At 72.9% G+C, this 26,158-nt stretch carries 23 protein-coding genes and 1 tRNA gene; 14 read left to right on the top strand and 10 right to left on the bottom strand.

What is annotated here, in order from left to right; all coding sequences use genetic code 11:
- Positions 1-73: 73 nt before the first annotated feature.
- Positions 74-637 carry a hypothetical protein gene (locus NQZ70_RS11090; RefSeq protein WP_129574197.1) on the bottom strand — a complete coding sequence of 188 codons (564 nt, stop codon included), beginning with the start codon at positions 635-637 and terminating at the stop codon, positions 74-76.
- Positions 634-4,239 (bottom strand): chromosome segregation protein SMC, encoded by a 3,606-nt coding sequence (smc, locus tag NQZ70_RS11095; protein ID WP_129574198.1) that lies wholly within the window; start codon positions 4,237-4,239, stop codon positions 634-636. The genes NQZ70_RS11090 and smc overlap by 4 nt, the downstream gene beginning before the upstream one ends.
- A gap of 381 nt (positions 4,240-4,620) precedes the next feature.
- On the opposite strand from smc, the gene NQZ70_RS11100 reads away from it, so the two are divergent.
- The 3 genes from NQZ70_RS11100 to NQZ70_RS11110 all read left to right on the top strand — a co-directional run bounded on the left by NQZ70_RS11100 (position 4,621) and on the right by NQZ70_RS11110 (position 7,217).
- Positions 4,621-4,968: an FmdB family zinc ribbon protein gene (locus NQZ70_RS11100; protein ID WP_129574199.1), complete on the top strand. Its 348-nt coding sequence runs from the start codon at positions 4,621-4,623 to the stop codon at positions 4,966-4,968.
- 117 nt (positions 4,969-5,085) lie between these two features.
- A complete protein-coding gene (locus NQZ70_RS11105) occupies positions 5,086-6,180 on the top strand; it encodes a bifunctional chorismate mutase/prephenate dehydratase (RefSeq protein ID WP_129574200.1) in 1,095 nt (364 codons plus the stop codon).
- Complete coding sequence (locus NQZ70_RS11110) at positions 6,180-7,217, top strand: hypothetical protein (RefSeq protein ID WP_129574201.1); 1,038 nt, start codon at positions 6,180-6,182, stop codon at positions 7,215-7,217. The genes NQZ70_RS11105 and NQZ70_RS11110 overlap by 1 nt, the downstream gene beginning before the upstream one ends.
- A gap of 1 nt (position 7,218) precedes the next feature.
- Here the strand turns inward: NQZ70_RS11110 and NQZ70_RS11115 are convergent, their stop codons facing one another.
- Positions 7,219-9,918: an ATP-dependent RNA helicase gene (locus tag NQZ70_RS11115; protein WP_129574202.1), complete on the bottom strand. Its 2,700-nt coding sequence runs from the start codon at positions 9,916-9,918 to the stop codon at positions 7,219-7,221.
- 89 nt (positions 9,919-10,007) lie between these two features.
- Here NQZ70_RS11115 and NQZ70_RS11120 point away from each other — a divergent pair, with 89 nt between their 5' ends.
- Positions 10,008-11,600, top strand: coding sequence for an amidase (locus tag NQZ70_RS11120; protein WP_129574203.1), 1,593 nt, complete (start codon positions 10,008-10,010; stop codon positions 11,598-11,600).
- A 150-nt stretch (positions 11,601-11,750) separates the two neighbouring features.
- Here NQZ70_RS11120 and NQZ70_RS11125 read toward each other — a convergent pair.
- The 3 genes from NQZ70_RS11125 to rpsU all read right to left on the bottom strand — a co-directional run bounded on the left by NQZ70_RS11125 (position 11,751) and on the right by rpsU (position 13,610).
- Positions 11,751-11,825: transfer RNA gene (locus NQZ70_RS11125), tRNA-Pro, on the bottom strand.
- Positions 11,826-12,070: 245 nt separating this feature from the next.
- The gene (locus tag NQZ70_RS11130; RefSeq protein ID WP_237245224.1) at positions 12,071-13,171 is read right to left on the bottom strand and encodes a glycosyltransferase family 4 protein; all 1,101 of its coding nucleotides are present in this window, start codon (positions 13,169-13,171) and stop codon (positions 12,071-12,073) included.
- 214 nt (positions 13,172-13,385) lie between these two features.
- Positions 13,386-13,610: a 30S ribosomal protein S21 gene (rpsU, locus tag NQZ70_RS11135; RefSeq protein WP_012234386.1), complete on the bottom strand. Its 225-nt coding sequence runs from the start codon at positions 13,608-13,610 to the stop codon at positions 13,386-13,388.
- 235 nt (positions 13,611-13,845) lie between these two features.
- Between rpsU and NQZ70_RS11140 the strand changes: the two genes are divergently transcribed.
- From NQZ70_RS11140 to rpiA, 7 genes are all read left to right on the top strand, one after another.
- Positions 13,846-14,523: a Fur family transcriptional regulator gene (locus NQZ70_RS11140; protein WP_237245225.1), complete on the top strand. Its 678-nt coding sequence runs from the start codon at positions 13,846-13,848 to the stop codon at positions 14,521-14,523.
- Between the two features lie 82 nt (positions 14,524-14,605).
- Complete coding sequence (locus tag NQZ70_RS11145; protein WP_020734163.1) at positions 14,606-15,034, top strand: rubrerythrin family protein; 429 nt, start codon at positions 14,606-14,608, stop codon at positions 15,032-15,034.
- A gap of 167 nt (positions 15,035-15,201) precedes the next feature.
- Entirely contained in the window at positions 15,202-16,578 is a 1,377-nt protein-coding gene (locus NQZ70_RS11150) for a heterodisulfide reductase-related iron-sulfur binding cluster (RefSeq protein WP_129574206.1), read from the top strand.
- A gap of 47 nt (positions 16,579-16,625) precedes the next feature.
- Positions 16,626-17,204 (top strand): DUF3501 family protein, encoded by a 579-nt coding sequence (locus NQZ70_RS11155; RefSeq protein WP_129574207.1) that lies wholly within the window; start codon positions 16,626-16,628, stop codon positions 17,202-17,204.
- Between the two features lie 5 nt (positions 17,205-17,209).
- Entirely contained in the window at positions 17,210-17,653 is a 444-nt protein-coding gene (locus NQZ70_RS11160) for a thioesterase family protein (RefSeq protein ID WP_129574208.1), read from the top strand.
- Complete coding sequence (locus tag NQZ70_RS11165) at positions 17,650-18,288, top strand: phospholipase D family protein (protein ID WP_129574209.1); 639 nt, start codon at positions 17,650-17,652, stop codon at positions 18,286-18,288. Before NQZ70_RS11160 ends, NQZ70_RS11165 begins: the two co-directional genes overlap by 4 nt.
- A 26-nt stretch (positions 18,289-18,314) precedes the next feature.
- Complete coding sequence (gene rpiA, locus NQZ70_RS11170) at positions 18,315-19,013, top strand: ribose-5-phosphate isomerase RpiA (RefSeq protein ID WP_129581283.1); 699 nt, start codon at positions 18,315-18,317, stop codon at positions 19,011-19,013.
- Between the two features lie 200 nt (positions 19,014-19,213).
- Here the strand turns inward: rpiA and argH are convergent, their stop codons facing one another.
- Together argH and NQZ70_RS11180 are read right to left on the bottom strand one after the other, a co-directional pair.
- Positions 19,214-20,506, bottom strand: a complete 1,293-nt coding sequence (argH, locus tag NQZ70_RS11175; protein ID WP_129574210.1) for an argininosuccinate lyase — start codon at positions 20,504-20,506, stop codon at positions 19,214-19,216.
- Positions 20,507-21,472 (bottom strand): hypothetical protein, encoded by a 966-nt coding sequence (locus NQZ70_RS11180; protein WP_129574211.1) that lies wholly within the window; start codon positions 21,470-21,472, stop codon positions 20,507-20,509. It abuts the gene before it with no gap.
- Positions 21,473-21,644: 172 nt separating this feature from the next.
- On the opposite strand from NQZ70_RS11180, the gene fni reads away from it, so the two are divergent.
- From fni to NQZ70_RS11195, 3 genes are all read left to right on the top strand, one after another.
- Positions 21,645-22,724, top strand: a complete 1,080-nt coding sequence (gene fni / locus NQZ70_RS11185) for a type 2 isopentenyl-diphosphate Delta-isomerase (protein WP_129574212.1) — start codon at positions 21,645-21,647, stop codon at positions 22,722-22,724.
- A gap of 229 nt (positions 22,725-22,953) precedes the next feature.
- Positions 22,954-23,799, top strand: a complete 846-nt coding sequence (locus NQZ70_RS11190) for a GAF domain-containing protein (protein ID WP_129574213.1) — start codon at positions 22,954-22,956, stop codon at positions 23,797-23,799.
- Between the two features lie 2 nt (positions 23,800-23,801).
- On the top strand, positions 23,802-24,179 hold the full coding sequence (locus NQZ70_RS11195; protein ID WP_012234398.1) for a response regulator: 378 nt from the start codon (positions 23,802-23,804) through the stop codon (positions 24,177-24,179).
- A gap of 135 nt (positions 24,180-24,314) precedes the next feature.
- On the opposite strand, the gene NQZ70_RS11200 is transcribed toward NQZ70_RS11195, so the two are convergent.
- Positions 24,315-25,247, bottom strand: a complete 933-nt coding sequence (locus tag NQZ70_RS11200; protein WP_129574214.1) for a GGDEF domain-containing protein — start codon at positions 25,245-25,247, stop codon at positions 24,315-24,317.
- 179 nt (positions 25,248-25,426) lie between these two features.
- Positions 25,427-26,155 (bottom strand): metallophosphoesterase, encoded by a 729-nt coding sequence (locus tag NQZ70_RS11205; RefSeq protein WP_129574215.1) that lies wholly within the window; start codon positions 26,153-26,155, stop codon positions 25,427-25,429.
- Between the last annotated feature and the right edge of the window lie 3 nt (positions 26,156-26,158).

Below are 26,158 nucleotides of genomic sequence, written 5' to 3' on the forward strand. Positions count from 1 at the left end.
CGATCCGCTGGCCCGCCGCCGCCCCTGCGGTCGGCGCCGCCCGTCGCGCGGCGTCCTCGCCCGTCGCGCGGCGCTAACGAGGGCTCGCCGCCGCGTCGTCGTCCGGATCCCCGTCGTCGGCCACCCTCGACGCGCCGTCCGTGAGCGGCGGGTACAGGCTCTCGACGAGCTCCGCGGAGAGCCGCTCCGCGAGGCGCGCGTCCATCCGCGCCATCGCCTCGCGCAGCCGATCGATCTCCGCCGAGAGCGCCTCCTTCAGCGGCCGCCGCTGCGCCTCCTCCATCGCGGCGAGCTCCGACAGCGCCTCGTCGAGGTGGGCGCGCGCCGCCTCGTCCGCGCCGCCCGCGCCGGATCCCCGGAGCAGGTGCTCCGCGACGCGCACGCGCCCGCGGTAGCGCACCCGCGTCCGCTCGAGGAAGTCCCGGTACGGCTTCACGGCCCCGCTGAGGGCCTGCACCGCGGCCGCGAGCGCGCGCACCTCGCCCCGCAGCGCCTCGCGATCGGCATCGGCGAGCGCCGGGTTGTGCTCGACGTGGGCCTCCAGCGTGGCCAGCACTTCGCGGGCCCACCGCAGGTGCCGGAGCCCCGAGGCGCCGCGCGACAGGCGCCGCCCGCCCGCGTGAGGCCCCGCGCTCACGCCACCGCCGCCGCCGGCGCCGCCTCGCGCTCCGGCCGCTTCGCCGTCTCGTTGATCCGCACGCTGACGAGCTTCGAGACACCGGGCTCCTGCATCGTGACGCCGTACAGCACGTCGACCGACTGCATCGTGCGCTTGATGTGCGTGATGAGGATGAACTGCGAGTGGCTCGTCATGCTCCGGATCGCCTCGTTGTAGCGGGCCACGTTCGCCTCATCGAGCGGCGCGTCGACCTCGTCGAGGATGCAGAAGGGCGACGGCTTGAACTGGAAGATCGCGAAGATGAGCGACACGGCGGTGAGCGCCTTCTCGCCGCCGCTCATGAGTTCGATGTTCCCGAGCTTCTTGCCCGGCGGCTGCGCCAGGATCTCGATGCCCGTCTCCAGCATGTCGTCGGGGTTCGTCAGCCTGAGCTCCGCCTGGCCGCCGCGGAACATCTTGGGGAACAGCGCCTTGAAGCGCGCGTTGATGCCGTCGTACGTCGTCTTGAAGAGCCGCTTCGACTCGCGGTTCATCTGGGCGATCGCCTTCTCGAGGTCGTCGAGCGCCTTCTCCAGGTCGGCCTTCTGGCTCGAGTAGTACGTGTACCGCTCCTCGGCCTCGGCGTGCTCGCGCACGGCGTCCAGGTTGACGGGGCCCATGCGGTCGAGCAGCTCCGTCAGCTCCTGGATGCGCGCGCGGTGCGAGGCGTCGACGGGCGGCCGCTTGTGGTAGTCGCCGACGACGCGGGCGAGCTCCAGCCCGCGGAAGCGCTCGCGCACCCCCTCGATGAGGTGGTTGTGCTCGACGCGCAGCCGCTCCAGCGCGAGCTCGTGCTTGCGGAGCTGCTCCGACACCTCGGCGAGCTCCTGGCGCAGCCCGCGCAGGTCGGCCTCGCGCCCCGCGTGCGCCTGCCGCGCCTCGTCCAGCGCGCGCCGCGCCTCGGTCAGCGTGGCCTGCGCCGCGTGCGCCTGGGCGACGGCGTCGACCAGCGCCTCGCGCGCGATCACGATCGTCGCCGCGGCCTTGCCGGCGCCGATCGCGCTCTCCGTCCGCTCCTGGTCGAGCCGGGCGATCCGGCCTTGCAGCTCGCTGCACGACCGCGTGAGCCGCTCGATCGTGCCCCGCGCCGCCGCGGCGCGCTCGCGCACGCGCGCGAGCTTCACCTTGCGCTCGGTCACGACCGACTGCTGCCCGAGCACCCGCTCGCGCCACTCGGCCGCCACCTGCTCGGCGTGCTCGAGGCCGGCCGCGGCCGCCTCGCGCGCCGCGCGCCCGGCCGCGAGCTTGTCGCGCGCCGCCTGCTGCTCGCTCCCGCCGGCGTCGAGGTTGTCGGCGAGGTCCTCGAGCTCGGAGCGCACCACGCCCTCGCGCTTCTGCGCCGCGGCGAGCTGCTCCTCCGCGCGGCGGAGGTCCTTCTCGGCCGTCACCAGCGCGAGCTCCCCCTCGTGCGCCTCGCTCCGCGCCCGCTCGAGCGCCGTCCCCACCTCGGAGATCCGCAGGCGGAGCTTCTGCTGCGCGTCGAGCAGCGCCGTCACCTCCTCCGACTTTGTCGCGACGAACTCGTGCAGCGCGCGCATCTCCCGCTTCTGCTCGATCATCCCGGCCGCGACCGCGTCGCCCGAGCCGCCGCTCACCACGCCGTCCTCGCGGATCACGGTGCCGTCGAGCGTCACGAGCGTGCACCCCGCGCCCTCGGCCGCGAGCCGCGCCGCGACCTCGGCGGTCGCGACGACCACCGCGTCCCCCACGAGCGCGCGCGCCAGCGCCTCGTCCTCGGGCGCGAAGACGAGCCGGTCCACGAGCGGCCCGAGCACCCCCTCGCCGCGCGGCGGCCGCCGCGCGGCGCCGGCCACGAACGGGGGCCGCGCCGCGATCACGCTGGCCCGCCCGCGGTTGTTCTTCGACAGGTCCGCGAGCAGCGCGATCCCGCGCTCGACGTCGCTCACGACCGCGCACTGCAGCCTGTCGCCGAGCAGCCCCGCGAACGCCGCGGTCAGCTCGGCCGGCGCCTCGATCCGGTCGGCCACGAGCCCGAGCAGCGCCGGGTCCTTCGTCTTGAGGAGGTTCTTCACCCCCGCGCCGACGCCCTCCAGCCGGGCGTGCAGCTCCTCGAGCGCGCGGAGCCGGTTGCGCCGCTGCCCGAGCTCGTTCTTCGCGTGCTCCACGGCGCGGTCGCTCGAGACCGCCTGCTCCCGCAGCGCCTTCATCTCCGCGTCGAGCCGCGACCGCTCCTCCGCGGAGAGCCGCTTCCCCTCGGCGAGCTCCGCCACGTTCCGCGTCAGCGACGAGCGCCGCCGCTCGAGCTCCTCCGACTCGTACATCAGCCGCCCGAGCTCGTCCTCGAGCTTCGCCCGCCGCTGGCTCATCTCCGCCATGCGCCGGTCGAACCCGGCGAGCGACGCCTCGGCGGCCGCGACCGCCGCCGTGGCCTCGGCGGCGCGCCGGCGGAGCGCGGCAACCTCGTGCTCGGCGGTGCGCTCGCCGTGCCGCAGCTCCTCGAGCCGCTCGTGCTGCTCGAGCGCGAGCTCGCTCTCGCGCGCCTCCTCTTCCTCGACGCCGGCGAGCTGCGCCTCGAGCTGCTCCTTCTCGGCCCTGAGCTCCGCGATCGTCTTCTCGAGCTCCCCCTGCTCCTTGGCCGCGCTGACGAGCCGCTCTTCCAGGTGCCGCAGCCGGTCGCGCGCCCGCGCGATCTCCGCCTCGTGGGTGCGCACCTGGTTGTCGGCGGCGAACGCCTCGTTCTGCGCGCGCTCGGCCCGCTCCTCGCAGGCGAGGGCCTCGAGCCGGGTGACCTCGATCTCGGCCTCGCGCGCGGCGAGCGCGGTCCGGGACGCCTGCTCGCGCTCGGCGTGCTCGGCCCTGCCGATCGACTCGCGCTGCGTCAGCACCGTGATCTCGAGGAGCTTGTGCGACGCCTCGTGGAGCACGAGGTCCTCCAGCTCCTTGCGGTAGTTCACGTACCGCTCGGCCTTCGCGGCCTGGCGCTTCAGGGACGCGAGGTTCCGCTGGATCTCGGAGACGATGTCCCCCACGCGGAGCAGGTTCTGCCGCGTCTGGTCCATCTTCTGCTCGGCCTGCTTCTTCCTGGCCTTGTACTTCGTGATGCCGGCGGCCTCCTCGATGAGCATCCGCCGGTCCTCCGGGCGCGCCGAGACGATGAGCCCGATCTTGCCCTGCTCGACGATGGAGTAGGCCTTCGTGCCGACGCCGGTGCCGAGGAAGAGATCGGTCACGTCCTTGAGCCGGACCTGGGTCTTGTTGATGAGGTACTCGCTCGTCCCGTCGCGGAAGAGCCGGCGCGTCACCGCGATCTCGGCGTAGTCCCGGTACTCGAGCGGCAGCTGCGACGCGGCCGTCGGCTCGCTGTTGTCGAAGGTGAGCGTCACCTCGGCCATCCCGTGCTGGGCGCGGGTCTCGGAGCCGTTGAAGATGACGTCAGACATCGACTTGCCGCGCAGGTGCTTGGCGCTCTGCTCGCCGATGGCCCACCGGATCGCGTCGACGATGTTCGACTTGCCACAGCCGTTCGGACCGACGATGCCCACCACGTCCGTATCGAAATGGACCACCGTCCGATCGACGAACGATTTGAACCCGCTGATCTCGAGCTTCCGAATGCGCATGGCGTCCCCGGGACCGGACGGGCGAGCTTAAACGTATCGTCACAGCACGCCACGTACCGTCACATCTGGCTTCCATCCCGGGTCTACGTGGGCTGGCGTCGCGCGGCAAGGCCGGATCCCGCCTCCTCGCGCGCCCATTGAGGACCAAGTCTTGCCCAGAACGCGACCGACGCGGATGGCGGGAACGACACAGAGGACGCGCTCGATGTGGCCTGCATTACGGCGCGACGGTGGGCGAGGGCATCGATCGATCGGCGCCCGTGATGCCATCCGAAATGCAGCGGACCGACGTCCGAAACGCGACGGGCGCTTTTGGCAGCCGCCTTGACAGGTGGCTAACGTAGCCATATCCCTCGCGTTGTTCCGAGGAGTAGAAACGCCATGCCCACGTACGAGTACGCCTGCACATCCTGCGCGCATGAATGGGAGGCCGAGCAGTCCATCAAGGAGGCGCCGCTCTCGGAGTGCCCGTCGTGCCACAACGCGACCGCCCGGCGGCAGATTTCGCGCGGCACGGGCTTCATTCTCAAGGGCGGTGGCTGGTACTCCGACCTGTACGCCTCGGGCTCGAACAAGCCGCCCGCGAAGTCGGAGAGCGGCTCGGGCAGCTCCTCCTCGGGGTCATCGGGGGCCTCGGGGACGAGCTCCGACTCCGGATCGAGCAGCTCCTCGTCGACGAGCAGCAGCAAGAGCGACTCCAGCGCGTCGTCCGCCTCCGCAGCGGCCTGACGCGACCCCGGCGATCCAAGGCGACGTGTGGCCAGCCGTGCGAGGTGCGGCGTCGCGGCGCTGCGCCCGGAGCGCTGCGAGTCCACCTGCGCCGGGGGCGGTGCTAGGGTGGCCGGGATGGATGAGAGAAAGCGACTTGAGGAGCTCCGCCGGCAGCTCACGGAGCTGGATCAAGAAATCCTACGAAGCATCGAGCGCCGGGCGCGCATCGCGCACGAGCTGGCCAAGCTGAGGACGGGCACGGCCCGGTTCGCTCCCACGGCAGACGCCGCCCATATCCAGGCGCTCGAGCGCGCCGTCACGCCGCCGTTCCCGCAGCGCGCCGTGCGGCCGATCTTCGTCGCCATCGACGCGGCCTCGCGCGCGTTCGAGCTCGCGCCCCGGGTCGCGTACCTGGGCGCCGAGGGCGACTTCGGCTGGACCGCGGCGCACGATCACTTCGGGGTCGGCGGCGAGTTCGTCCGCGCGGACAGCCCCGCCGCCGCCATCGAGGAGGTCGCGCGCTCGCGCGCGGACTTCGCCGTGGTCCCTTACGAGTCGCTCAAGGAGGGGCCGATCTTCCCGACGATCCAGGCGATCGGCGGCGCCGACCTCAAGGTCGTCGGCGAGCGCCAGCTGGTGCAGGCGCTCGACCTCGTGAACCGGACCGGCAACCTCGCCGACGTCGAGCGGGTGTACGCTTCGCCGCAGGACCACGTGGCCTGCGTGCACTACCTCGAGCTCCAGCACCCGCGCGCGCTGGTGCTCGACGTGCGCTGCCCGCAGGCCGCGTGGGAGCTCGCGGCCGAGAACGAGGGCAGCGCCGCCATCGTCCCCCGCGGCTTCAGCGGCGTGCCGGAGCTCCGGGTCGCCCGCGAGAACGTCGGCGACGAGGGCGAGCTCCGGATCCGTTACGCGGTGCTGTCGCGGCTCCCCGCGCCGCGCTCGGGCCACGACGCCACGGCGATCCTCTTCAGCGTCCACGATCGGCCCGGCGCGCTCCACGACATCCTCCAGCACTTCAAGGAGCGCAGCTGCAACCTCCGGCGGGTCCACTCCCGCCCCGTCCCCGGCGAGGGCTGGGACTACGTCTTCTACGTCGAGGTCAGCGGACACACGACCGATCGCGCGCTCGTCGCGGCGCTCGAGGGCGTGAAGCGCGAGACCAAGATGCTGAAGATCATCGGCTCCTTCCCCCTGGAGCGCCCCGACCCGCCGCACGAGCGACCTTGATGACGAACACGATGGTGCGGATGCTGCTGCATTCCCGGGGCGCCGCCGCCCTGCGCCGCGCGGCGGTCGCGCTGGCGATCGCGGCGCCCGCCGCCCCGGCGCTCGCCGGCTGCGGGGGCGCGGACGACAGCCTCGCGCTGGTCGGCGGCGAAAAGATCGACGCGACCGCGATCGATCGCGATCCTCTGGCCGTCCTGCCGAGCGGCGTGGTGATGCTCGGCTACCTCGACGCGGCGGCGATGTTCACCTCGGGCCTGGGCGGCGAGGTGAACCAGCTCATCACGAACCTGCTCCCCCTGGGCCCCGAGTCGAACTTCGTCCCGTCGCGCGACATCGTGAAGATCTACGGCGGGCTCTACGCGATGCAGGGCGCGGACTTCTGCGCCGTGATGCAGGGCAACTTCGACGTCGACGCGATCCGCCGCTCCGCCGACGCGAGGTCGGTCACCGTCATCGGCGCGCCGCTCGTGAAGACGCGCTACGCGGACAACGATCTCTTCACGGCCGGCAACGTGGGCTTCGTCGTGCTCACGCCGCACACGATCCTCACCGGCAACGAGACCGGCATGCGGCGGGCCCTCGACCGGCTCCGCTTCAGCGCGCTGAAGCGCTCCGTGCCCTCGTGGATGGTCGAGATGCTCGGCACGAAGAGCGCGTCGTTCGCCTTGGCCGGCGATCTCTCGAGCCAGCCCGCGGTCGCGTCGGCGGCGGGGCAGCTCCCGTTCCTCGCGGGCCTCCAGTACGTGCGCGTCATCGGCAACTTCCAGCCGCCCGGCGTCAACTTCGCCGGCGCCCTCACGTACACGGACCCGCAGAGCGCGGCGAACGGCGCGGTCGCGCTCCGCAACCTCGAGCAGATCGCCAGGATCGCGAGCCTGCTCTCGTCGTGGGGCTTCGGCTACGGCTCGATCCCGCCGATGCAGGTGGCGCAGCGCGAGAGCGACGTCGGGTTCACGCTGCCCCTCGGCGAGGGGATCGTGCGGATGCTCCTCCGCACGGCCGCCGATACGGCCAGGGCCGCGGCGCTCGTGCGCTGACTCATCCCTTGCGGAGCGGCGCGCGCGACGGCGGCGCCGCGCGCGCGGGGTCGTCCGGCCACGCGTGCTTCGGGTAGCGGCGGCGGAGCTCCTTGGCGATCGCCGGGTAGTGGCGCGCCCAGAACCCCGAGAGGTCGGTCGTGACCTGCACGGGGCGCTGGTTCGGCGCGCACAGGTGCAGCACGACGGGCACCCGTCCGCCGGCGACGCGCGGACCCTCGGCCATGCCGAAGAAGTCTTGCAGCCGGGACGCGAGCGACGGCGGCGCGTCCGCCGCGTACTCGAGGCGCGCCCGGCGGCCGCCGGGCAGGACGATCGACTCGGGGGCGAGCTCGGCGAGCGCTCGCGCCTGCGCGGGGCTCAGCGAGGCGCGCACGGCGGCCGCGAGGTCCGCGTCGCGGAGCTCGGCGAAGCTCCTCCGGCCCTCGCAGAGCGCCTCGAGCGCGGCGAGCACCGCGTCCTCGCCCACGTCGGGCAGCCCGGCGTCCGGGCAGTGCGCGCGCACGAACGCGACCCGGAGCAGCCAGCCCTCGAGCGCGTCGCCCTTCACGAACGCGCGCCACCCCTTCGCCTTCGCCTGCGCGGCGAGCTCCCGCGCCGCCGCCTCCGCGAGCGGCCCGACCGCGCTCGCGGCCGGCCGCGACTCGTCGAGCACGAGGCCGTCGTACGAGAGCCGGCGAACGACCTCGACGCGCTCCGCGGCGGCGTTCCACGTCGCCTCGGTCGTGTCCCGGATCGCGTCCGTGAAGAGGTCGAGCAGCCAGTCGGCCTCGATCGCGCTCGCCGACCGGACGACGGTGCGCGCCGAGCGCCCCTCGCTGCGCTCCTCGATGTCGACCGCGACGACGAGGTCGACCTCGTCGATCACGCTCGCCTCGGAGAGCGCGGCCGTCCCGCCGGCGGCCAGCACGACCTCGCGCCCGCTCCGCCCCGATGCGTTGGCCGGGCGGCGGAGGCGCCCCACCCGGTCCGGGTAGCCGGAGAGGATCGCGATGCGCTGCGCGATCTCGCGCTCCTCCGCGGTCTCCGGCGGCGCCGCGCCCCGGTGGTCCGCGAGCCGCGCGAGCTGCTTGCGCGTCCGCTCCACCGCGAGCGCGCGCGCCGGGTCGACGCCGAGCCAGCGCAGGCGGTCCGCCGCGAACCGCGCGCGGTCCGCCTCGTCGAAGGTCTGGAGCGCGGCGAGCAGATCGGAGCTGTGCCGCGCGTGCGCCGCCCGCGGGCCTTGGGGCGCGCCGAGGTCGCGCTCGGCGGCGACCGCCGCGAGGGTGCACCCGTCCTCGGCGATGCCGCGCCGCTCGGCCTCGACGATCATCCGCGCCTGCCGCGGGTGCGCCGGGAAGCGCAGCATCCGCCGGCCGATCGGCGTCACGCGCCGCCCCTCGTCGAGCGCGCCGAGCCGCACGAGCAGCGCCTCGGCCGCGGCGAGCCCGGCGGCGGGCGGCGCCTCCAGCCAGCCGAACCCCTCGAGATCCGTGACGCCCGCGGCGCAGAGCTCGAGCACGGTCTCCGCGAGATCGAGCCTCCGGATCTCGGGCGCCTCGTGCTCCGGCCGCGCGGCGAAATCTCCGCGCGTGTAGAGGCGGAGGCAGCGGCCCGGCCGGGTCCGTCCGGCGCGCCCCGCGCGCTGCGCCGCGGAGGCGCGGGCGATGGGCGCGACGCGGAGCGTGGGCAGCCCCGACCAGGGCGCGTGCGCGGCCACGCGCGCGAGGCCGCTGTCGACGACCGCGACGACGCCGTCGATGGTCACGGAGGTCTCGGCCACGTTGGTCGAGAGGATGACCTTGCGCCGGTCCGCGGGGCGCACCGCGCGGTCCTGCTCCGCCGGCGACAGCGAGCCGTGCAGCGGCAGGAGCAAGAGGTCGGCGCTCTTCGCGAGGGGCGCGCACGCCTCCGTCGAGCGCCGGATCTCCGCGGAGCCCGGCAGGAACACCAGCACGTCGCCGTCGAGCCCCTCGTCGAGGAGCTGACGCACGGACGAGGCGACCAGGCTCTCGAGCGTCCTGTCGCCCCAGTGCGCCGGAGCGCGGCGGTCGCCCGCGGCGCGGGTCGACGCGCTCACGCGGGCGGGCTCCAGGTGCTCGATCGCGACGTCGAACATCCGCCCCTCGGCGCGCAGGGTCGCGCAGCGCGGGGCCTCGGCGGTCGGCGCGCCGCCGGCGTCAGCCGCGGAGGTGGGCTGCGCCTCGCGCGCGCCCAGGAACGCCGCGATCGGCCCGGCGTCGAGGGTCGCGGACATCACGACGAGGCGGAGATCGGGCCGCGCGCCGCGCTGCAGCCGCCGGAGCAGCGCCAGCGCGACGTCGCCCGCGAGGTGCCGCTCGTGGAACTCGTCGAGCACCACGGCGCTGACGCCCCGGAGCTCGCGATCGACCAGGAGCCGCCGCGTCAGCACGCCCTCGGTCACGAAGCGGATCCGCGTGGCCGGGCCGGCGGCCTCTTCGAAGCGCATGGTGTAACCGACGGTCTCGCCCACGCGCTCGCCGAGCTCTTCGGCGACGCGGCGCGCGGAGAGGCGCGCGGCCAGCCGCCGCGGCTCGAGCACCAGGATCTCGCCGCGCTCGGCGAAGCCGGCGTCGAGCAGCGCGCGCGGCACGCGCGTCGTCTTGCCCGCGCCTGGCGGCGCCTCGAGCACCACGCTCGGGTGCGCGCGCAGGGCGGCGCAGAGATCGGGGAGGATCGGATCGATCGGCAGCGGCTGCATGGCTCCGGCGCTTCCCCCGCGAACGGCGCGGGGCCCCGGAGCCTAGCAACCCTTCGAGCGCGTGGACCTGTGATACTCGTCGAATCACCGTGAGCGCCTCGACCGATCCGACCTGCCTCTCCGCGACCGCGCTGTCCTCGCTCCTGGCCGCGCGCGAGGTCAGCTCCGAGGAGGTCACGCGGGCGCACCTCGCGCGCATCGAGGCGCTCGATCCGCGCCTCCGCGCCTTCACCCAGGTGCTCCACGACGAGGCGCTCGCGGCCGCGCGTGGGCTCGACGACGAGCGCCGTCGCGGGGAGATCCGCGGCCCGCTCCACGGGCTGCCGATCACCGTGAAGGAGTCGCTCGACATGGCCGGCATGGCCTCGACGCTCGGCGTCGCGTCCCGCAGGGGCCACCGGGCGGCCGGCGACGCGGGCGTCACCGCGCTGCTCCGCCAGGCCGGGGCCGTGATCCTCGGGCGCACGAACGTCTCGCAGCTGCTGCTGTACAACGAGACGCGCAACCCGCTCTTCGGCCAGACGGCGAACCCGTGGAGCCTCGATCACAGCCCGGGCGGCTCGTCCGGCGGCGAGGCCGCCGCCATCGCGGCGGGGATGTCGCCGCTCGGCATCGGCACGGACATCGGCGGCAGCATCCGCGTCCCCGCGCATTGCTGCGGGATCGCCGGCATGAAGCCCACGCTCGATCGCTGGACCAACCTGGGGAGCAACACGGCGCTGCTCGGGCAGGAGGCGATCCGCTCGCAGGTCGGGCCGATGGCGAGGAGCGCGCGCGACCTCGCGCTCGTCATGTCCGAGCTCGACCCCGCGACCATGGCCGCGCTGGACGTGCGCGTGCCGCCGTTCCCGTTCGCCGAGCCGGCGAGCGTCGAGGTGGTGCGGCTGCGCGTCGGGTTCTACTGCGACGACGGGCTCGTCCCTTCGTCGACCGCCGTCGCTCGCGCCGTCGTGAAGGCGGCGTCGGCGCTGCGCGCGCGGGGCGCCACGGTCGTGCCGTTCACGCCGCCCGGCATCCTCGACGCGGTCTACGGGTACTTCGCCGCGCTCTCGGCGGACGGCGGCGCGACGGCGATGTCGCTCCTCCAGGGCGGCGGCGCGGCCGACGTAGACGTCTCGCTCCGCTCGCTCCGCGCGATGGCGTCGCTCCCGCCGTTCGCGCGCCGCGCCGCCGCGCGCATCGCCGGGCTCGCGGGCGAGCGGCGGCTGCAGCGCCTCCTCGAGGTCACCGGGCCGAAGTCCGTCGCCGAGCTCTGGCGCGTCACGCACGCGCTGCGCGAGGCGAGGGCCGCGATCGCGTCGGCGATGCGCGCCGAGTCGCTGGACCTGCTGCTCTGCCCGCCGTACGCCACGCCGGCGCTGCCCCACGCCGCGTCGCGCGACTTCGTCCTCGCGGGCAGCGCCGCCATGCTCTGGAACCTCGCGCAGTTCCCGGCCGGCGTCGTCCCCGTGACCCGCGTGCGCGCCGCCGAGGCGCGCCGCGAGCGGCCGCGCGATCGGCTGGAGAAGCGGGCCGCCGACGTCGACGCGAAGAGCGAGGGGCTGCCCGTCGGCGTGCAGGTGGTCGGCTTGCCCTTCAGCGATCACGTGGTGCTGGCCGCGATGATCGCCATCGAGGACGAGCTCGCCGGCGAGCCGGATCGGCCCGTCACGCCCGTCTCACCGCCCCCGCTCGCCGGATGACGCCGTGAGCCCCGGGTGCCGGGTGGCGTGAGCGACACCGGGACGCGATGGCGGGGCCACGCCGCCGTTGCTCGGCGCGTCCACAGTCGACGAGAACTGAAGCCCTACAAAGCCGAAAGGTCCGCCGGAGAATCCTCTCCGCCGGACCAGTCGGGGCGAGTGGATTCGAACCACCGACCCCTTGACCCCCAGTCAAGTGCGCTAACCAGGCTGCGCTACGCCCCGAGCCACTCCGCCGCCTCGTTTCGGTGCGGAGCGAGGCGCACCGTAGTCGAAGCCTTGGGAATTGCAAGGGCATCGCATCGCAGATCGAAGACTCGCTCCGGACGGGGCGTCCGGCGCCGTCCGGAGCCGGGCGCGCGCCGCCGCCGGCTCGGCGAGAACGCGTCGCTTTCGGCGCGGACGCGGACGCGGGGGCGCTGTCGCTCAGCGCGAGCGCGCGGGCGCGCGGTCGTTCAGCGCGAGGTCGTTCAGCGCGAGCGCGCGGGCGCGCGCTCCGGGCGGCGCGGCGGCATGGCGCGGAGCGCGGCCGCGAGGCTCTCCGCGGTGCCTTCCACGACGAGGATCCCGTCGTCGTCCCCGGCCCACGCGACGACGTCGCCGGCGTCGCACGCGATGACGGGCACGCCGAGCGCGCGCGCCTCGCGGATCACCGTGGGGGCGGCCTCGTGCGACGAAGGGTGCAGCAGCACGTCGGCCGCGCCGATCCACGCGAGCGCCTCGGTCCGCGGGAGCGTGCCCGTGAAGCGCACCGCCGCGCCATCTTCGCCGTACGAGCGCACCGCGGCGCCGCGGTGCGCGAGGCGCTCGAGCGCGGCGCGCTCCGGGCCGTCGCCGACGACGACGAGCCGGAGCCCGGCGCCCGCCGCGCGCGCCGCCTCGATCGCGAGCTCGACCCGCTTCGTCGGGATCAGCCGGCACGCCACGACGGCGAGGCGATCGCCGGGGCGCTGGACGAGCTCGCTCCGGAGCGCGGCCGCGCGCTCGGCGACGGGCGGCAGATCGATGGCGGGCGGCGCGACGCGCGAGGCGGAGGCGAGCGCGCGCGCCTGCTCCGGAGCGAGCGCGGCCGCGAGTGCGTCGCGCAGCGCGCGCGCGGCGAAGACGAAGCGCGCGTCGCGGCGGAGGAGCGCGCCCATCACCGCCGCGCGCGCGGCGCGCGGCGCGCCGAGCAGGAGCCGCACGTCGGCGCCGTGCGCGTGCACCTCGAGCGGCGCGCGCGGCAGGGCGAGCAAGAGCGGCCACGCGCAGGGAACGATCCAGTGCGCCACCGCGCGGTCGACCGGCCCGAGCCGGCGCAGCCGCCGGAGCGCGGCGGCCGCGAACGGACCCGCGGAGAGCAGCCGGAGCGGCGACTCGCGCGCGCGCGCCACGGCGCCCGGCCACGCGAACAGCGCGCCCCCGCCTGCCCGATGGACGACGAGATCGCCGTCCCGTGAGGGTGGGTCGAGGACCGAGCCCCCGGCCGCGATCACGTGGACCTCGGCGCCGCGGCGCGCGAGCGCCCGCGCCGACGAGCGCACGAAATGGCCCGACGGATCCTCGTCGCTGATCGGATAGGACGTCGTCATCACGACGGCGCGCATCGGGACCTCTGGAGCGGGGGCGCAGCGAGCGCCGCCGTGGCACAGACGCGCGCAACCCGGGGCGCGTCGCGCCGCCGAGGCGGCTCTGGGACGAAGACAAAAATGACAAGACGCAGAGCACGCGGCGGAGGCTCGATTCAAGCGTCCGCGCGCGTCTTCTGCGTCTTGGCGGGGTGCCCTTGCGCGAGGGGCGGTCGCGCTAGGCGACCATGTCCATCTTGGACCGCTTCCGGCGGCGGCGAGCGGCCTCGGACGCCTTCTTCCGCCGCTTCACGGACGGCTTCATGTAGTGCCGGCGCCGCTTCAGCTCGCGGAGGATCCCCTCGGCGGCCATCTTCCTCTTGAGGTGTTTGATGGCGCGCTCGATGCCCTTGTCGCCCACGGCGACCTCGAGCGGTTTGCACTGAATGGCGTCGGTCGGCATGTCTTGCAGCGTCCTCTTTTGCTGGAAAAAAACTTGCCCCGTTGGCGGGCGAAAATGCAAGCCGGCGGGGGCCGGCGGCGCGGGGCGCGCACTATGACAGAGGCCCTCCGGCCTCGCAAGAGCCAACCCCGGCCGCACGGCGCGCTACGCCGCCACGCGTCGTCCGGGCTGGACGCGGCAGATCTGCCCGATCCGACCCGGATTTGCCAGGCTCATCTGCCGTGATTATTAGGACTTGCAACTGAGAAACTTTCTAAGTATCACTCTCGCTGTGGCCGCCTCGCGAACACCTGCCGCCAAGGGGCCTGCGCCCCGCGACGCCCGGGGGCGCGGAGCCGGCTTCGAGCGCGAGGGGCTCGAGGAGGATGCGCGGGTCGCGTCGATGCTGGCCTGCGTGCGCTCCTCGGGGCTCAAGCTGACGCCGCAGCGGCTGGCGATCGTGCGCGAGCTCGCGGCCGATCCCACGCACCCGACCGCGCAGGAGCTGTTCGAGCGGCTCCGGCCGGCGCTGCCGACGATGAGCTTCGCCACCGTCTACAACACGCTGGACGCGCTGGCGTCGGCGGGGTTGTGCGTCGCGCTGTCGCTGTCGCCCGGCGCCTCGCGCTTCGATCCGAACATGGCGGCGCACCATCACGCGGTCTGCGATCGCTGCGGGCTCGTCCGCGACGTGCCGTGCGAGCCCTCGGGCGAGCGCCCGGACGAGATCGCCCCCGCGCCGCTCGCGGCCGCCCCCGGCTTCGAGGTCCGCGCCGTGGAGCGGATCTACCGGGGGCTCTGCGCGGCCTGCGCGAAGGGCGGGCAGGAAGACGAGGGCGCGCAGGCAGCGGCGCGCGACGCCGGACGCAGCGAGGAACACAGTCGACTCCGCCCCGCAGGGGCTCCACGGGCGCGGCGCCCCGAACGTGGCTAGCAGAGCCTCCGCGCCGCCGAGCTGACCTGCGCGGCACCAGGGATCCATCGTCCCAGCCGTTCAACCAAGGAGAGCGAACACCATGACCACCAAGCAGCTTACGGGCACGAAGACGCACCAGAACCTGAAGGACGCGTTCGCCGGGGAGTCGCAGGCCAACCGCCGCTACCTGTACTTCGCAAAGGTCGCCGACGTCGAAGGCCGCCCCGACGTCGCGGGTCTCTTCAAGGACACGGCGGACGGCGAGACGGGCCACGCGCACGGCCACCTCGACTACCTCCGGCAGGCCGGCGACCCGGCGACGGGCCTGCCGATCGGCAGCACGGAGAAGAACCTGAAGGCCGCCGTCGCCGGCGAGACCCACGAGTACGAGACGATGTACCCGGGCTTCGCGAAGGAGGCCCGCGAGGAGGGCTTCGACGACATCGCCGAGTGGTTCGAGACGCTCGCCAAGGCCGAGAAGTCGCACGCCGGGCGCTTCCAGAAGGCGCTTCAGTCGCTCGACTTCTGATCTCGACCGATGCGTGAGCGCGAGCGCCCCGGATCGCGCCGAGCCGCCGGCGGCTCGACCCGGGGCGCACGCGCCGCCGCTGCCAGCGCGGCCCGTCCGGCGCCGCGCCGCGCGGCCAGCCGCCCCTTCGCCCCGTACTCCCAGACGATGTTGAGAGGAACCGACCCGTGAGCGTCATTCGGCGTGCACCAGACCGTCCGCCGGCGACATCGCCGAGCGACGAGCGATATCTCGATCCCCGCGACCTCGAGGCCGAGCTGCGGCGGACGTTCCAGATCTGTCACGAGTGCCGCATGTGCGTCGGGTACTGCGGCTCGTTCCCCGAGCTCTTCGCCCGCGTCGACAGGGACATCGAGGCCGGCGTCGCCGAGGGCGCCGAGGCCCTCACCTACGACGACTTCAAGGCCATCGGCGACGAGTGCTGGCAGTGCAAGCTCTGTTACATCAAGTGCCCGTACACCGCCGACGAGCACGCCTACGAGCTCCTGGACTTCCCGCGCGTGCTCGCGCGCGAGCGCGCGGTGCGCGCCCAGCGGGAGGGCATCCCGCTCGTCGACAGGATCCTCGGCGAGCCGCAGCTCATCGGCGCGCTCGGCTCCGGCCCCGCCGCGCCGCTCGCGAACCTCGTGCAGGCGAGCCGCCTGCTGCGCAAGGTGCAGGAGAAGGTGACGGGGATCTCGTCGGAGTTCCCGCTCCCGGAGATGGCGCGCAAGCCGTTCTCGTCGTGGTTCGCGGAGCACAGCGCCGCGGCGGACGCCGGCGAGCAAGGCTCCGTCGTGCTCTTCGCGACCTGCTACGGCGAGTTCAACACGCCCGGGGTCCCCGAGGCCGCGGTCCGCGTGCTCGAGCACAACGGCTATGCGGTGCACGTGCCCGGCTGCGCCTCCCCGGACGATCCGCAGGACGCCCCGGCCGACGCGCTGACGTGCTGCGGGATGCCGAACCTCGACGGCGGCGATCTCGAGGCGTTCACCGCGAAGGTGAAGCAGAACGTCGCGCTGCTGCTCCCGCACGTCCGCAGGGGCAGGAAGATCGTCGTGGTCGGCCCGACGTGCGGCTACACGATGAAGAAGGAGTGGCCCGAGTACCTGCAGACGGCGGAGGCGCGCGAGGTCGCGGCCGCGACGGTCGACATGATGGAGTTCCTCGTCCAGCTCGGGCGCGAGAAGAAGCTCAACCGCGAGTTCAAGCGGGGGCTCGGCACGATCGCGTACCACGCCGCGTGCCACCTGCGGGCCCAGAAGATCGGCTTCCCCGGCGCCAGGGTGCTCGGCGTCGTGCCCGACACCGAGGTGCGCGTCGTCGAGCAGTGCTCGGCCGTGGACGGCACCTGGGGGATGAAGGCGGCGCACTACGAGACCGGCCGCAAGTACGCGTCGAAGCTCGTGCGCGGCGTCGCGGGCGCGGACGTCATCGTCAGCGACTGCACCCTCGCCGGCCTCAGGATGGTCAAGGAGAACGGCGCGAAGGTGCTGCACCCGGTCGAGGCGCTCGCCCACGCGTACGGGCTCGGGCCGACGTCGTACATCGAGCCGAAGTCGTGAGGGACACGTAAGGAGACGTGAAGGAGACGTCGAAGAGAGGAGCCGTCATGCGTCCCATCGATCGCAACGAGGTGCTCGGGATCGGCGAATATGAGGCGATCCGGGAGCGATTCCGCAGCCGCATCATCGAGGAGAAGCGGCCCCGCCGCGTGCGGATCGGAGACCACCTGACCGCGGTGTTCGAGAACCGCGACTCCGTACTGTTCCAGATCCAGGAGATGCTGCGCACCGAGCGCATCACGAGCGAGAGCGGCATCCTCCACGAGATCGAGACGTACAACGATCTCATCCCGGGGGAGGGGCAGCTCAGCCTGACGCTCTTCGTCGAGATCCCCGACCGGGCGCTGCGCGACCAGATGCTCGTCGATCTGGTCGGGCTCGAGGACACCGTGACGCTCGAGGTCGACGGCGTCGCCGCGAAGGCGCGCGGCAAGCGCGACGCGACGGTCCTGGAGGACCGCACGACGGCGGTGCACTACCTCAAGGTGGATCTCCCGGCCGAGGCGCAGGCCGCGATCAAGGCCAGGAAGGCGACGGTCTCGCTCGTGGTCGCGCACCCGCGCTACTCGGTGAAGGCGCCGCTCGGGAGGGCGACCCTGGAGAAGCTCGCCGAGGACCTCTCCTAGCCGCGATGATCTCCCTCGATCGCCCGATCAAGTTCGAGGACGTCGACGCCGCGAACATCGTCTTCTTCGCGCGCTTCCTCAGCTACGCGCACGAGGCGATGGAGCGGTTCTTCGCGCCGCTCGAGGGAGGCTACGCCCGGCTCATCCTCGAGCGGCGGATCGGGCTGCCGGCGGTGCGGGTCGAGGCCGACTACGCGGCGCCGGCGCGTTACGGCGAGGCGCTCCGGATCGAGACGTCGGTCGTCCATCTCGGCAGGCGGAGCGCCACGTTCCGGTACCGCATGGTCCGCGCTCACGACGGCGTGCTGTCGGCCGAGCTCCGGCACACGGTGGTGACCACCGATCTCGTGCAGCTGGTGTCGGTCCCGATGCCGGACGACGTCCGGGCTTTGCTCAGCGTCCACCTCGAGCTCGAGCAGGCGCCTGCCGGCGCCGGTCAACGGGCGTGAGCCCGCGGCCGGCGCGCCCGCGCGCGCGGGCGCGCAACGCGGAGGCGACGCCACGGACGCAGATCAAGCGGCGGGTCGAGCTGACGCTCCTCCGCGACAGGGCCCACTACGACGCGCTCGTGATGGGCGCGGTCGCGAACGCGCGCGTCTCGGTGTGGATCGCGACGGCCAACGTGAAGGAGCTGCGCGTCGAGGCGCCCATCGGCTCGAGGGCGCGGGCGCGCGGCCGGTACATGTCGTTCCTCGACCTGCTCGACGCGCTCGCCGCCCGCGGGGTCGAGCTGCGCCTGCTGCACGCCGGCGTCCCGTCGCGCGCCTTCCGCGCCGAGCTCCGCCGCCGGCCCCGGCCGCCGATCGAGATGCGGCGCTGCCCGCGGGTGCACCTGAAGATGATCGCCGTCGACGGCGCGCTCCTGTACCTCGGCTCCGCGAACCTCACCGGCGCCGGGCTCGGGGCGAAGGGCGAGGGGCGGCGGAACTTCGAGGCGGGCGTGCTCACGGACGACGACCTCCTGCTCGACGAGATGCAGGCGACGTTCGAGGCCATCTGGACGGGCGCCGAGTGCAAAGGCTGCCGGCTCCGGCCCCTCTGCCCGGGGCCGCTCGACGAGATCGACAAAATCCCGTTGCGCTAGCGGCCGCGATGACCGATGAGCAGCGCATGACCATCGCGGCGCTGGACCCTGCCGATCTGGATCGTGTCGCTGAAGCCGCGCTCGCGCGCATCGACAGCGGGATGTTGCTCGGGCTCGGCTCCGGGCGCACGGCCGAGGCGTTCATCCGGCGCCTCGGGGAGCGCGTCCGCGGCGGCCTCCAGATCCAGGGCGTCGCCACGTCGGAGCGCTCGGCGGCGCTCGCCCGCCGCGAGAACATCCCGATCTTGCCGTTCGAGGAGGTCGAGCGCCTCGACGTCGCCGTCGACGGCGCCGACGAGGTGGCGCCCGATCTCGGCCTCATCAAGGGCCTCGGCGGCGCGCTCCTCCGCGAGCGCGTGGTGGCCTACGAGGCCGCGCGCTTCATCATCCTCGTGACCCCCGAGAAGCTCGTCGAGAAGCTCGGCTCACGCGTCCCCGTCCCGATCGAGGTGGTGCCCTTCGCGAGCGCGTCGGCCGCGCGGCACCTGGTGGCGCTCGGGGGCAAACCGGCGATCCGCAAGAACGCGGACGGGTATCCATTTCAGACCGACAACCACAACTGGATCCTCGACACGGCGTTCGGCCCGATCGACGCCCCGGCGGCGCTCGACGCGCGAATCCGCAAGATCCCCGGGGTCATGGACACGGGCCTGTTCCTCGACATGGCGACGCTCGTGCTGGTGGCTGAGGCGGGCGCCGTCCGCGAGCTCCGCCGGCAGCGCTAGCTCGTCGGCAGCGCCGGGCAGCCCTGCAACATCTCCCGCGCACCGCGGGCGCGGGCTCGTGATGGACGCGGCGCTAGAACACCGATCACGCTGATCGAGCGAAAGATTAACCGGCAAGATGCCAAGAAAGGATTCTCTTCTTGGCGTCTTGCCGGTTCGAAATTCTGCGCTTTTCAGGCAGATTCAACCCGTTCGTCGCTCTAGCGCGCGTTCCGTTCCAGCCTGCGGGCCAGGTCGTCGAGCGCGAGGTTGCCCGGGGCGCCGAGCGACACGCGCGTGCGGAGGCTCGCCTCCGCGTCGCCGGCGGGGAGCGCGGCGATCTCGGCCGCGACCTTCCGGTAGGCCTCGCGGAACGGGACGCCCTGCACGGCGAGCTCGACGGCGCGATCGGTCGCGAAGCACTCGGGCGTGATCGCCCGGGCCATGCGCTCGCGATCGAAGGCGAGCCCCTCGACGAGCCGCGGCAAGAGGCGCGAGGTCGCGAGCGCCTCGTCGAGGCCGCGCATCGTGGGGCCCTTCGTGAGCTGCAGATCGCGGTGGTAGCCGGACGGGAGCGCCACGAGCGACTGCACCTCGGCGAGCGCCCCCTGCACGACGGAGCACGCCGCGCGCATGAGCTCGACCACGTCGGGGTTGCGCTTCTGCGGCATGATCGAGGAGCCGGTGGTGAACGCCTCCGGGAGCCGGATGAACGCGAGCTCGCTCATCGCGAACAGGCTGAGATCCCACGCGAGCCGGCGGATCACGGCGACGACCTGCCACGCGGCCGCGAGGATCTGCGCCTCGATGATGCCGCGCGACGTCTGGGAGGCCAGCGGGTTCAGGGCCACGCCGGCGAACCCGAGCTCGCGCGCGACGCCGACGCGATCGAGCGGCAGGTTCACGCCGAAGCCGGCGGCGCCGCCGAGCGGACACCGATCGACGAGCCCCCGCGTCGCGCGGACGACGTCGACGGCGTCGGCGAGCCCCTCGACGAACGAGGCGGCCCAGTAGCCGACCGACGACGGCACCGCCCGCTGCAGGTGCGTGTAGCCGGGCATCGGCGTGTCCGCCTCGCGCCGGGCGAGATCGAGCAGCGCGCGGGCGCCGGCCGCCGCGTGCTCGGCGAGCTCGTCCAGGGCGTCGCGCTCGTAGAGGCGCATCGCGACGAGCACCTGGTCGTTGCGGCTCCGGCCGGTGTGCACCTTCTTGCCCGCGTCGCCGATGCGGGCCACCAGCGCCGCCTCGATCGCGCTGTGGCCGTCCTCGTCGTCCTCGGTGAGCCGCAGCTCGCCGGCCTCGTTCTGCGCCGTCAGCGCCTCGAGCTCGCGGACGAGCGCGTCGCGCTCCGTCTCGCTGAGCACGCCGATCCGCGCGAGCCCGCGGACGTGCGCGATCGTGGCCCGCAGGTCGTAGGCGAGCAGGCGCTGATCGAGCTGCCAGTCGTCGCGCGAGGTGTACCGCAGCATTTGGGCGTCGGTCGCGCCCCCTTTGTCCCAGAGTCGTACGCTCATTCAGCTCCCTAGGCTCTCGTCCACGAGAGCACGGATCTCCGCAAGCTTCTTCGCCTTGCCCTCATCCAACGATCGCGGCTTCGCCGCGCCGGCCGCGGGCGCGAGATCTCGCTCGAGCTCGCGCAGCTCGTCCTCAGCCGTCCGCGCCGGCCGGCGCTTGCCGAGGCCGAGCGCGCGGGCGAGCCAGCTCCTCGACTCGCCGAGCGCGTAGTCGTCCGCGGCGATCCGATCCGGGGCGGCGCGCAGCATGCGGACGAGCGCGATGTTGGAGCTCGCCCAGACCGCCGACTCGTCGAAGTGGGCGCGCGGCGTCACGTCGAGGTGCCGCGCGGCGGCCCGGTCGGGCACCTCGTGCAGCCGGCAGTAGACGGCGAGCGCGAGCGCGAGCTCGTCGACCGGCATCTTCGTCGCCGAGTGCACCTGCACGCCGCCGCAGCCCTTCGCGTACAGGTACGAGCCGTTCGTCACGAGGACGCCGAAGCCGAGCAGCACGGCGGCGAGATCCACGGCGGGATCGCGGTCCGGCGGCGCGAGCGCGCCGAAGGCGCCGGCCTCGCTCAGGAACATGAACGACACGGCGCGCACGAACGCCGTGGTGAGCACCGTCGGGTTGCGGAGCTCGCCCGCGGAGAGGGCGACCCGGTACCCGCCGTCGTCGCGCCGGGCGACCCGCTCGAGCTTCGTGTCGAGCGCCATCCCGCCGCACGCGCCGCTCGAGCAGCTCACGGTGCTGGCCTGCCCCTCCGGCGTGACCACCGCCAGATCCACCGGCAGATCCTGGAGCCCCGCGTGCTCTTGCACCCGCAGCATCAGGGCGGCCACCGTCTTCGGCGAGCCGTCGTAGGGGTCGGGGAAGAACTCGGCCGTCGGCTGCACCAGCCCGCGCACCGGCTCGGCGCCGTGCTGGAGGAGCGTGGAGGTCGTGCGAAGGATCCAGCGGATCTGCGGTTCGTCCGGGAGGTCCATGCGGCTAGTTTATGCCATGGCCGGGCGCCGGTCGCGCGGTCGCTGCAACAGGGCGGGGACCGGCGCCGGCGACCCGCGCCGGTGCGGAGCGCGGGGCGCGATTTTTGTCGATTTTTTGTCCATGCCACTTCCTTTTCGACGGCGGTCAGCGACCGCGTAAAGTTGTGCTCCCATGACGGAAGAGGCGAAGGACATCTCCGAGCGGAAAGCGGACCACATCGAGCTCTGCGCCACGGGGGATGTCGGATTTCGGGCCAAGACCACGCTCCTGGAGCAGGTCGAGCTGATCCACGACGCGCTGCCGGAGCTCTCTCTCGACGCGATCGACACCTCGGTGCTGCTGCTCGGCAAGCGGCTCCGCGCGCCGCTCCTCATCGCGGCCATGACCGGCGGGACCGAGCGCGCGCAGGCGATCAACCGGGAGCTGTCGCAGATCGCCGAGGAGCGCGGGTACGGCTTCGGCCTCGGGAGCCAGCGGGCGATGCTCAACGGCGACGCCTCCGCCTCGTACGAGGTCCGCGAGCGCGCCCCGACGACCCTCGTCCTCGGGAACATCGGCGCCGTGCAGGCGCGGTCGCTGTCGACCGAGGCGGTCGCCGAGCTCGTCGCGCAGGTCGGCGCCGACGCGCTCTGCATCCACATGAACCCCGCGATGGAGCTGGTCCAGCCCGGCGGCGATCGCGATTTCGCCGGCGCGCTGGAGGCGATGAGCCGGCTGGCGAACGGCCTCAGCGTGCCGGTCGTCGCGAAGGAGACCGGCTGCGGGATCGGCCCGGGGACCGCCTACCGCTTGATCCGGGCCGGCGTCCGGAACATCGACGTCTCCGGCGCCGGGGGCACGTCGTGGGTCGCGGTCGAGACGGCGCGCGCCAGCGGCGCGGCCCGCTCCCTCGGGGAGACCCTGCGCGAGTGGGGCGTCCCGACGGCCGCCTCGGTGCTCATCGCCCGCACCATCCGTCCTCGCTTCAAGACGGTCATCGCGACCGGGGGCATCACCAGCGGTCTTGACATCGCGCGGGCGCTCGCGCTCGGCGCGCATGCGGCCGGGATCGCGCGTCCGGTGCTCCAGGCCTTCGTCTCGGGGGGACGGGACGCCGCGGTGCGGTACCTGGAGAACATCGAGGCGGAGCTCCGGGCGGTCATGCTGCTCGTCGGGGCGCGCGACGTCGCGTCGCTCCGGAAGACGCCTGTGCTGCTCGGCCGGGAGCTGCGCCAGTGGACCAAGCTGTTGAAGCAGATGGAGAAGGCGTAGTCATGGAGGCGGGGGTGGGTGGGCCGGGAGGGCGGGGGTCCGGTCTCCGAGGTAGGGTGAGCGCGTCCGAGCCGACGTCATCGATGGCGGCCGGGGCGGCAAGGCGCCGGACGCTCGCCCCCTGGGTGGCGGGGGCGGGTCCGGGCGTCGCCGGCGGCGCGCGCTCGACGCTTCCGTCCGGTCAGCCCCGCATGATACGGTCCGAAGCTCTGGAGAACCCCGGGATAAAATGACGGAGAAAAAAGGGCGTCCGAGCGATCGTCCCCCCGAGGACCTGAAGAAGGAGCGTGATGCCTTCATTCAGCAGTTCTTCCGCAAGGGGGCGCAGCTGACCGAGGAGCTCCTCCGCGAGAACGAGCGCCTTCGTGACAAGATCACCGAGCTCGAATCGGAGAACGGCAAGCTGCGCGCACACCTCGCGAGCGACTCGGCCATCCGCGACCTGCTCCGCAAGATCGAGGAGCTCGAGCAGGAGAAGCGCGATCTCGTGACGCAGTCGGTGCGGATGGTGGCGGCGTCAGACCGCTTCAACAGCCGCTACTCGGAGGCGGAGGGCGAGCTCGCGAACCTGGCGAACCTGTACGTCGCGCTCTCGCAGCTGCACGCAGCGCGCAACGTGCGCCATGTCCTCCGCAACCTGAAGGAGCTCCTGGCGCAGTTCCTCGGGGCGGGCGCCTTCTCCGTGTACCTGGCGTCTCCCGATGGTAAGGAGCTCGTCTCGATCGCGAGCGAAGGCGTAGCCGTCGAGGAGATCGCGCGCATGCCGGTGACCGAAGGCGTCGTCGGCCAGGCATTCTCGAAGGGGGAAATCTTCTTCGACGAGACCAAGGACGTCTCCAAGGGGAGCATCGAGGATCCGGCGGCAGTGATCCCGCTCGACTTCAACGGGCGCACCGTGGGTGTCATCGCGATCTTCGGCACGCTCCCGCAAAAGACGGAGTTCGTGAACGTGGACACCGAGCTCTTCAAGCTCCTCGGGGCCCAGGCCGCCCCCGCCCTCATCAACGCGCGGCTCTTCACCGACGCCGGCCGGAAGGTGCCCGGCGTCCAGGCATTCCTGGACCTGGAGGACTGATCATGGCCGAGTACTCGTGTCTGATCGTTGAAGACTCGCCCATGATGCGGCAGCTCTTGGTCTTCGCGCTGGCGCGCGTGAAGAACCTCCGCGTCACCGAGGCGGATGATGGCGTCGACGGTCTCCGCAAGCTCGCCTCGACCAAGTACGACGTGATCATCACCGACATCAACATGCCGATCATGGACGGGCTCAAGCTCGTGAAGCGCGTGCGCACCGATCCGGTCCACAAGGACACCCCGATCATCATCATCACCACCGAGGGGTCTCAGGAGGATCGCCAGCGCGCGCTGCAGCTCGGCGCGAACGCGTACATCACGAAGCCCATCCAGGCGCCGCAGGTCATCGCCAAGGTCAAGGAGCTCCTCAAGATCGACTGAGGCGCGGGGCGGCGCCTCGCGCCGGGGCCGCGGCGCGCGCTCGCGGAGGCGGGCTGCCGCGGCGTTCGCTCGCGGCCGCGGAGGCGCGGCTGCCGCGGCGGCGCCGGCCGACCTGCCGCGCGCCCTGCGCCGGGCCTACGGCTTCGGGCCGAACTTCAGGAGCACGCGGTTGCGGCCGGTGCGCTTCGCCTCGTAGAGCGCCTCGTCGGCCGCCGCGATGAGCTGGAGCCCGCTCTCCACCGGGACCACGGGGTGCGCCGCCACGCCGACGCTGATCGTCGTCGGCACGCGGACGCCCTCGTGCTCGAAGACCGACCCCTCGATGAGCAGGCGCAGCCGCTCGCCGAGGATGCCCGCGTTCTCGAGCGCCACGCCGCGGCACAGGATGCCGAACTCCTCGCCGCCGTAGCGCGCGAACACGTCCTCGGTCCGCACCGTGTTGCTCGCGATCTTGGCGATCCGCGCAAGGACGTAGTCGCCGGCGAGGTGCCCGAACGTGTCGTTGATCCGCTTGAAGTGATCGACGTCGAACATGAGCAGCGACAGGTGCGCGCTGTGCCGCCGGGCATACGAGACCTCGGTCTCGAGCCGATCCAGGAAGTACTTCTTGTTGAACGCCTTCGTGAGCGCGTCGCGCAGCGCGGCGTCGTACATCTGCTGCTGAAACGACTCGTCCAGGTGGTCGTGGTAGGTGAACTTGAGGATCGTCGTCGAGCCCAGGCGGATCTTGTCGCCGTCGTGCAGGGCGACGCGCGTCACTTGCTCGCCGTTCACCAGCGTCCCGTTCGAGCTGTTGAGATCCTCGATCAGCACCTGGCTGTCCAGCTGGAGCAGGCGGGCGTGGCGCCGCGAGATGCCGTCGTCGTTCAGCCGGATCGTCGTCCCGGAGGCCCTGCCGATCACGATCTCCGCGCCCTCGACCCGGTACATCTCGCCGACGTTCGAGCCGGCGAGCACGATGAGGTAGGCGCGATCCTTCGGCGAGCGCGCCGGGAGCTCCTTCTGGAGTTCCCCAACGTTGGCCACCCGCGTGGCCTCGAAATCATCGTCGGGGGAGTAGCTGCCCATGCTCCCCCAGGATGATCCTAAATCCTTGATATAGGTTCAAGCGGGAGGGCATGGCGCGCGCGCTGTTCCTTGCCTTGTTCCTCGCCTGGTACGATGCGTGACGAGCGCCTCGCGCGGTGTCGCGTGGCTTCGGGGCGCTCCGGGCGCGGCGCGCCCGTCGCTCCAGCTCCCCGGCGCGCTCAGGCCGCCCTGCCGAGCGGCACCACGACCTGCTCGACCCAGAGCTCGCCCGCCCGGAGCTCGATGAACGTCGCGTCGGCGTGCCCCGCCCCGTAAGAGACGGACCCGCTGCGCACAAGCTCGCCGGCAGGGCGCCCCCCGACGCGCACCCGGTCGACCTCGCTCCGCATCGAGCACGGCGCCTCTCCCACCGAGCCGACGTTGATGATGCGCACGCCCCCCACCATCCGATCGAACGGGACGTGGGAGCCACCACAGATCACGACATCCGCCGGGTCGTCGCCGAGGAGCGACAGCACCTCCTCGTCCGTCATGTCGTGCGAGATCGGCTCCAGCGGATCCGCAGGGGAGCCGTGGACCAGGACGAGCTCGCCGCCGTCCTCGAGCGGCAGCCGGTACGTCGGGGCGAGCCGCGCCAGCCGGGCGAGGATCAGCTCGCCGAGCTCGGTGCGCGTCTGGGCGAGGCGATCGAGCCGCGCCCGCTCGTGCTCGCTCCGCGGCCTGACTTTCTCGATGTCCAGCGTCGCCAGGGCGCGATCCGATACGCCCTGTACGCAAACCGCCTTGGCCTGCGTCAGCCGGCGCCACGTCTCGAGCGGCTTCGGGCCGGGAAAGCAGAGATCTCCGGCGACCAGGAGCTGGGTGTAGCCTCGGCGCTCGGCGGTGGCCAGCACCGCCGCGAGCGCGTCGGCGTGGCCGTGGATATCCGAAACGCAGAGCAATCGCACCCG

It is taken from the genome of Sorangium sp. So ce836 (assembly GCF_028553905.1).
In the GTDB taxonomy this organism is placed as follows: domain Bacteria; phylum Myxococcota_A; class Polyangia; order Polyangiales; family Polyangiaceae; genus Sorangium; species Sorangium cellulosum_D.

Bases quoted from the DNA above. Each gene is read 5' to 3' on its own strand.
- argH (WP_129574210.1), bottom strand. From the start codon at position 20,506: ATGAGCGTACGACTCTGGGACAAAGGGGGCGCGACCGACGCCCAAATG.
- NQZ70_RS11105 (WP_129574200.1), top strand. From the start codon at position 5,086: ATGGATGAGAGAAAGCGACTTGAGGAGCTCCGCCGGCAGCTCACGGAG.
- NQZ70_RS11145 (WP_020734163.1), top strand. From the start codon at position 14,606: ATGACCACCAAGCAGCTTACGGGCACGAAGACGCACCAGAACCTGAAG.
- smc (WP_129574198.1), bottom strand. From the start codon at position 4,239: ATGCGCATTCGGAAGCTCGAGATCAGCGGGTTCAAATCGTTCGTCGAT.
- NQZ70_RS11115 (WP_129574202.1), bottom strand. From the start codon at position 9,918: ATGCAGCCGCTGCCGATCGATCCGATCCTCCCCGATCTCTGCGCCGCC.
- NQZ70_RS11200 (WP_129574214.1), bottom strand. From the start codon at position 25,247: ATGGGCAGCTACTCCCCCGACGATGATTTCGAGGCCACGCGGGTGGCC.
- NQZ70_RS11100 (WP_129574199.1), top strand. From the start codon at position 4,621: ATGCCCACGTACGAGTACGCCTGCACATCCTGCGCGCATGAATGGGAG.
- NQZ70_RS11110 (WP_129574201.1), top strand. From the start codon at position 6,180: ATGACGAACACGATGGTGCGGATGCTGCTGCATTCCCGGGGCGCCGCC.
- NQZ70_RS11190 (WP_129574213.1), top strand. From the start codon at position 22,954: ATGACGGAGAAAAAAGGGCGTCCGAGCGATCGTCCCCCCGAGGACCTG.
- NQZ70_RS11180 (WP_129574211.1), bottom strand. From the start codon at position 21,472: ATGGACCTCCCGGACGAACCGCAGATCCGCTGGATCCTTCGCACGACC.
- fni (WP_129574212.1), top strand. From the start codon at position 21,645: ATGACGGAAGAGGCGAAGGACATCTCCGAGCGGAAAGCGGACCACATC.
- rpsU (WP_012234386.1), bottom strand. From the start codon at position 13,610: ATGCCGACCGACGCCATTCAGTGCAAACCGCTCGAGGTCGCCGTGGGC.
- NQZ70_RS11130 (WP_237245224.1), bottom strand. From the start codon at position 13,171: ATGACGACGTCCTATCCGATCAGCGACGAGGATCCGTCGGGCCATTTC.
- rpiA (WP_129581283.1), top strand. From the start codon at position 18,315: ATGACCATCGCGGCGCTGGACCCTGCCGATCTGGATCGTGTCGCTGAA.
- NQZ70_RS11155 (WP_129574207.1), top strand. From the start codon at position 16,626: ATGCGTCCCATCGATCGCAACGAGGTGCTCGGGATCGGCGAATATGAG.
- NQZ70_RS11195 (WP_012234398.1), top strand. From the start codon at position 23,802: ATGGCCGAGTACTCGTGTCTGATCGTTGAAGACTCGCCCATGATGCGG.
- NQZ70_RS11160 (WP_129574208.1), top strand. From the start codon at position 17,210: ATGATCTCCCTCGATCGCCCGATCAAGTTCGAGGACGTCGACGCCGCG.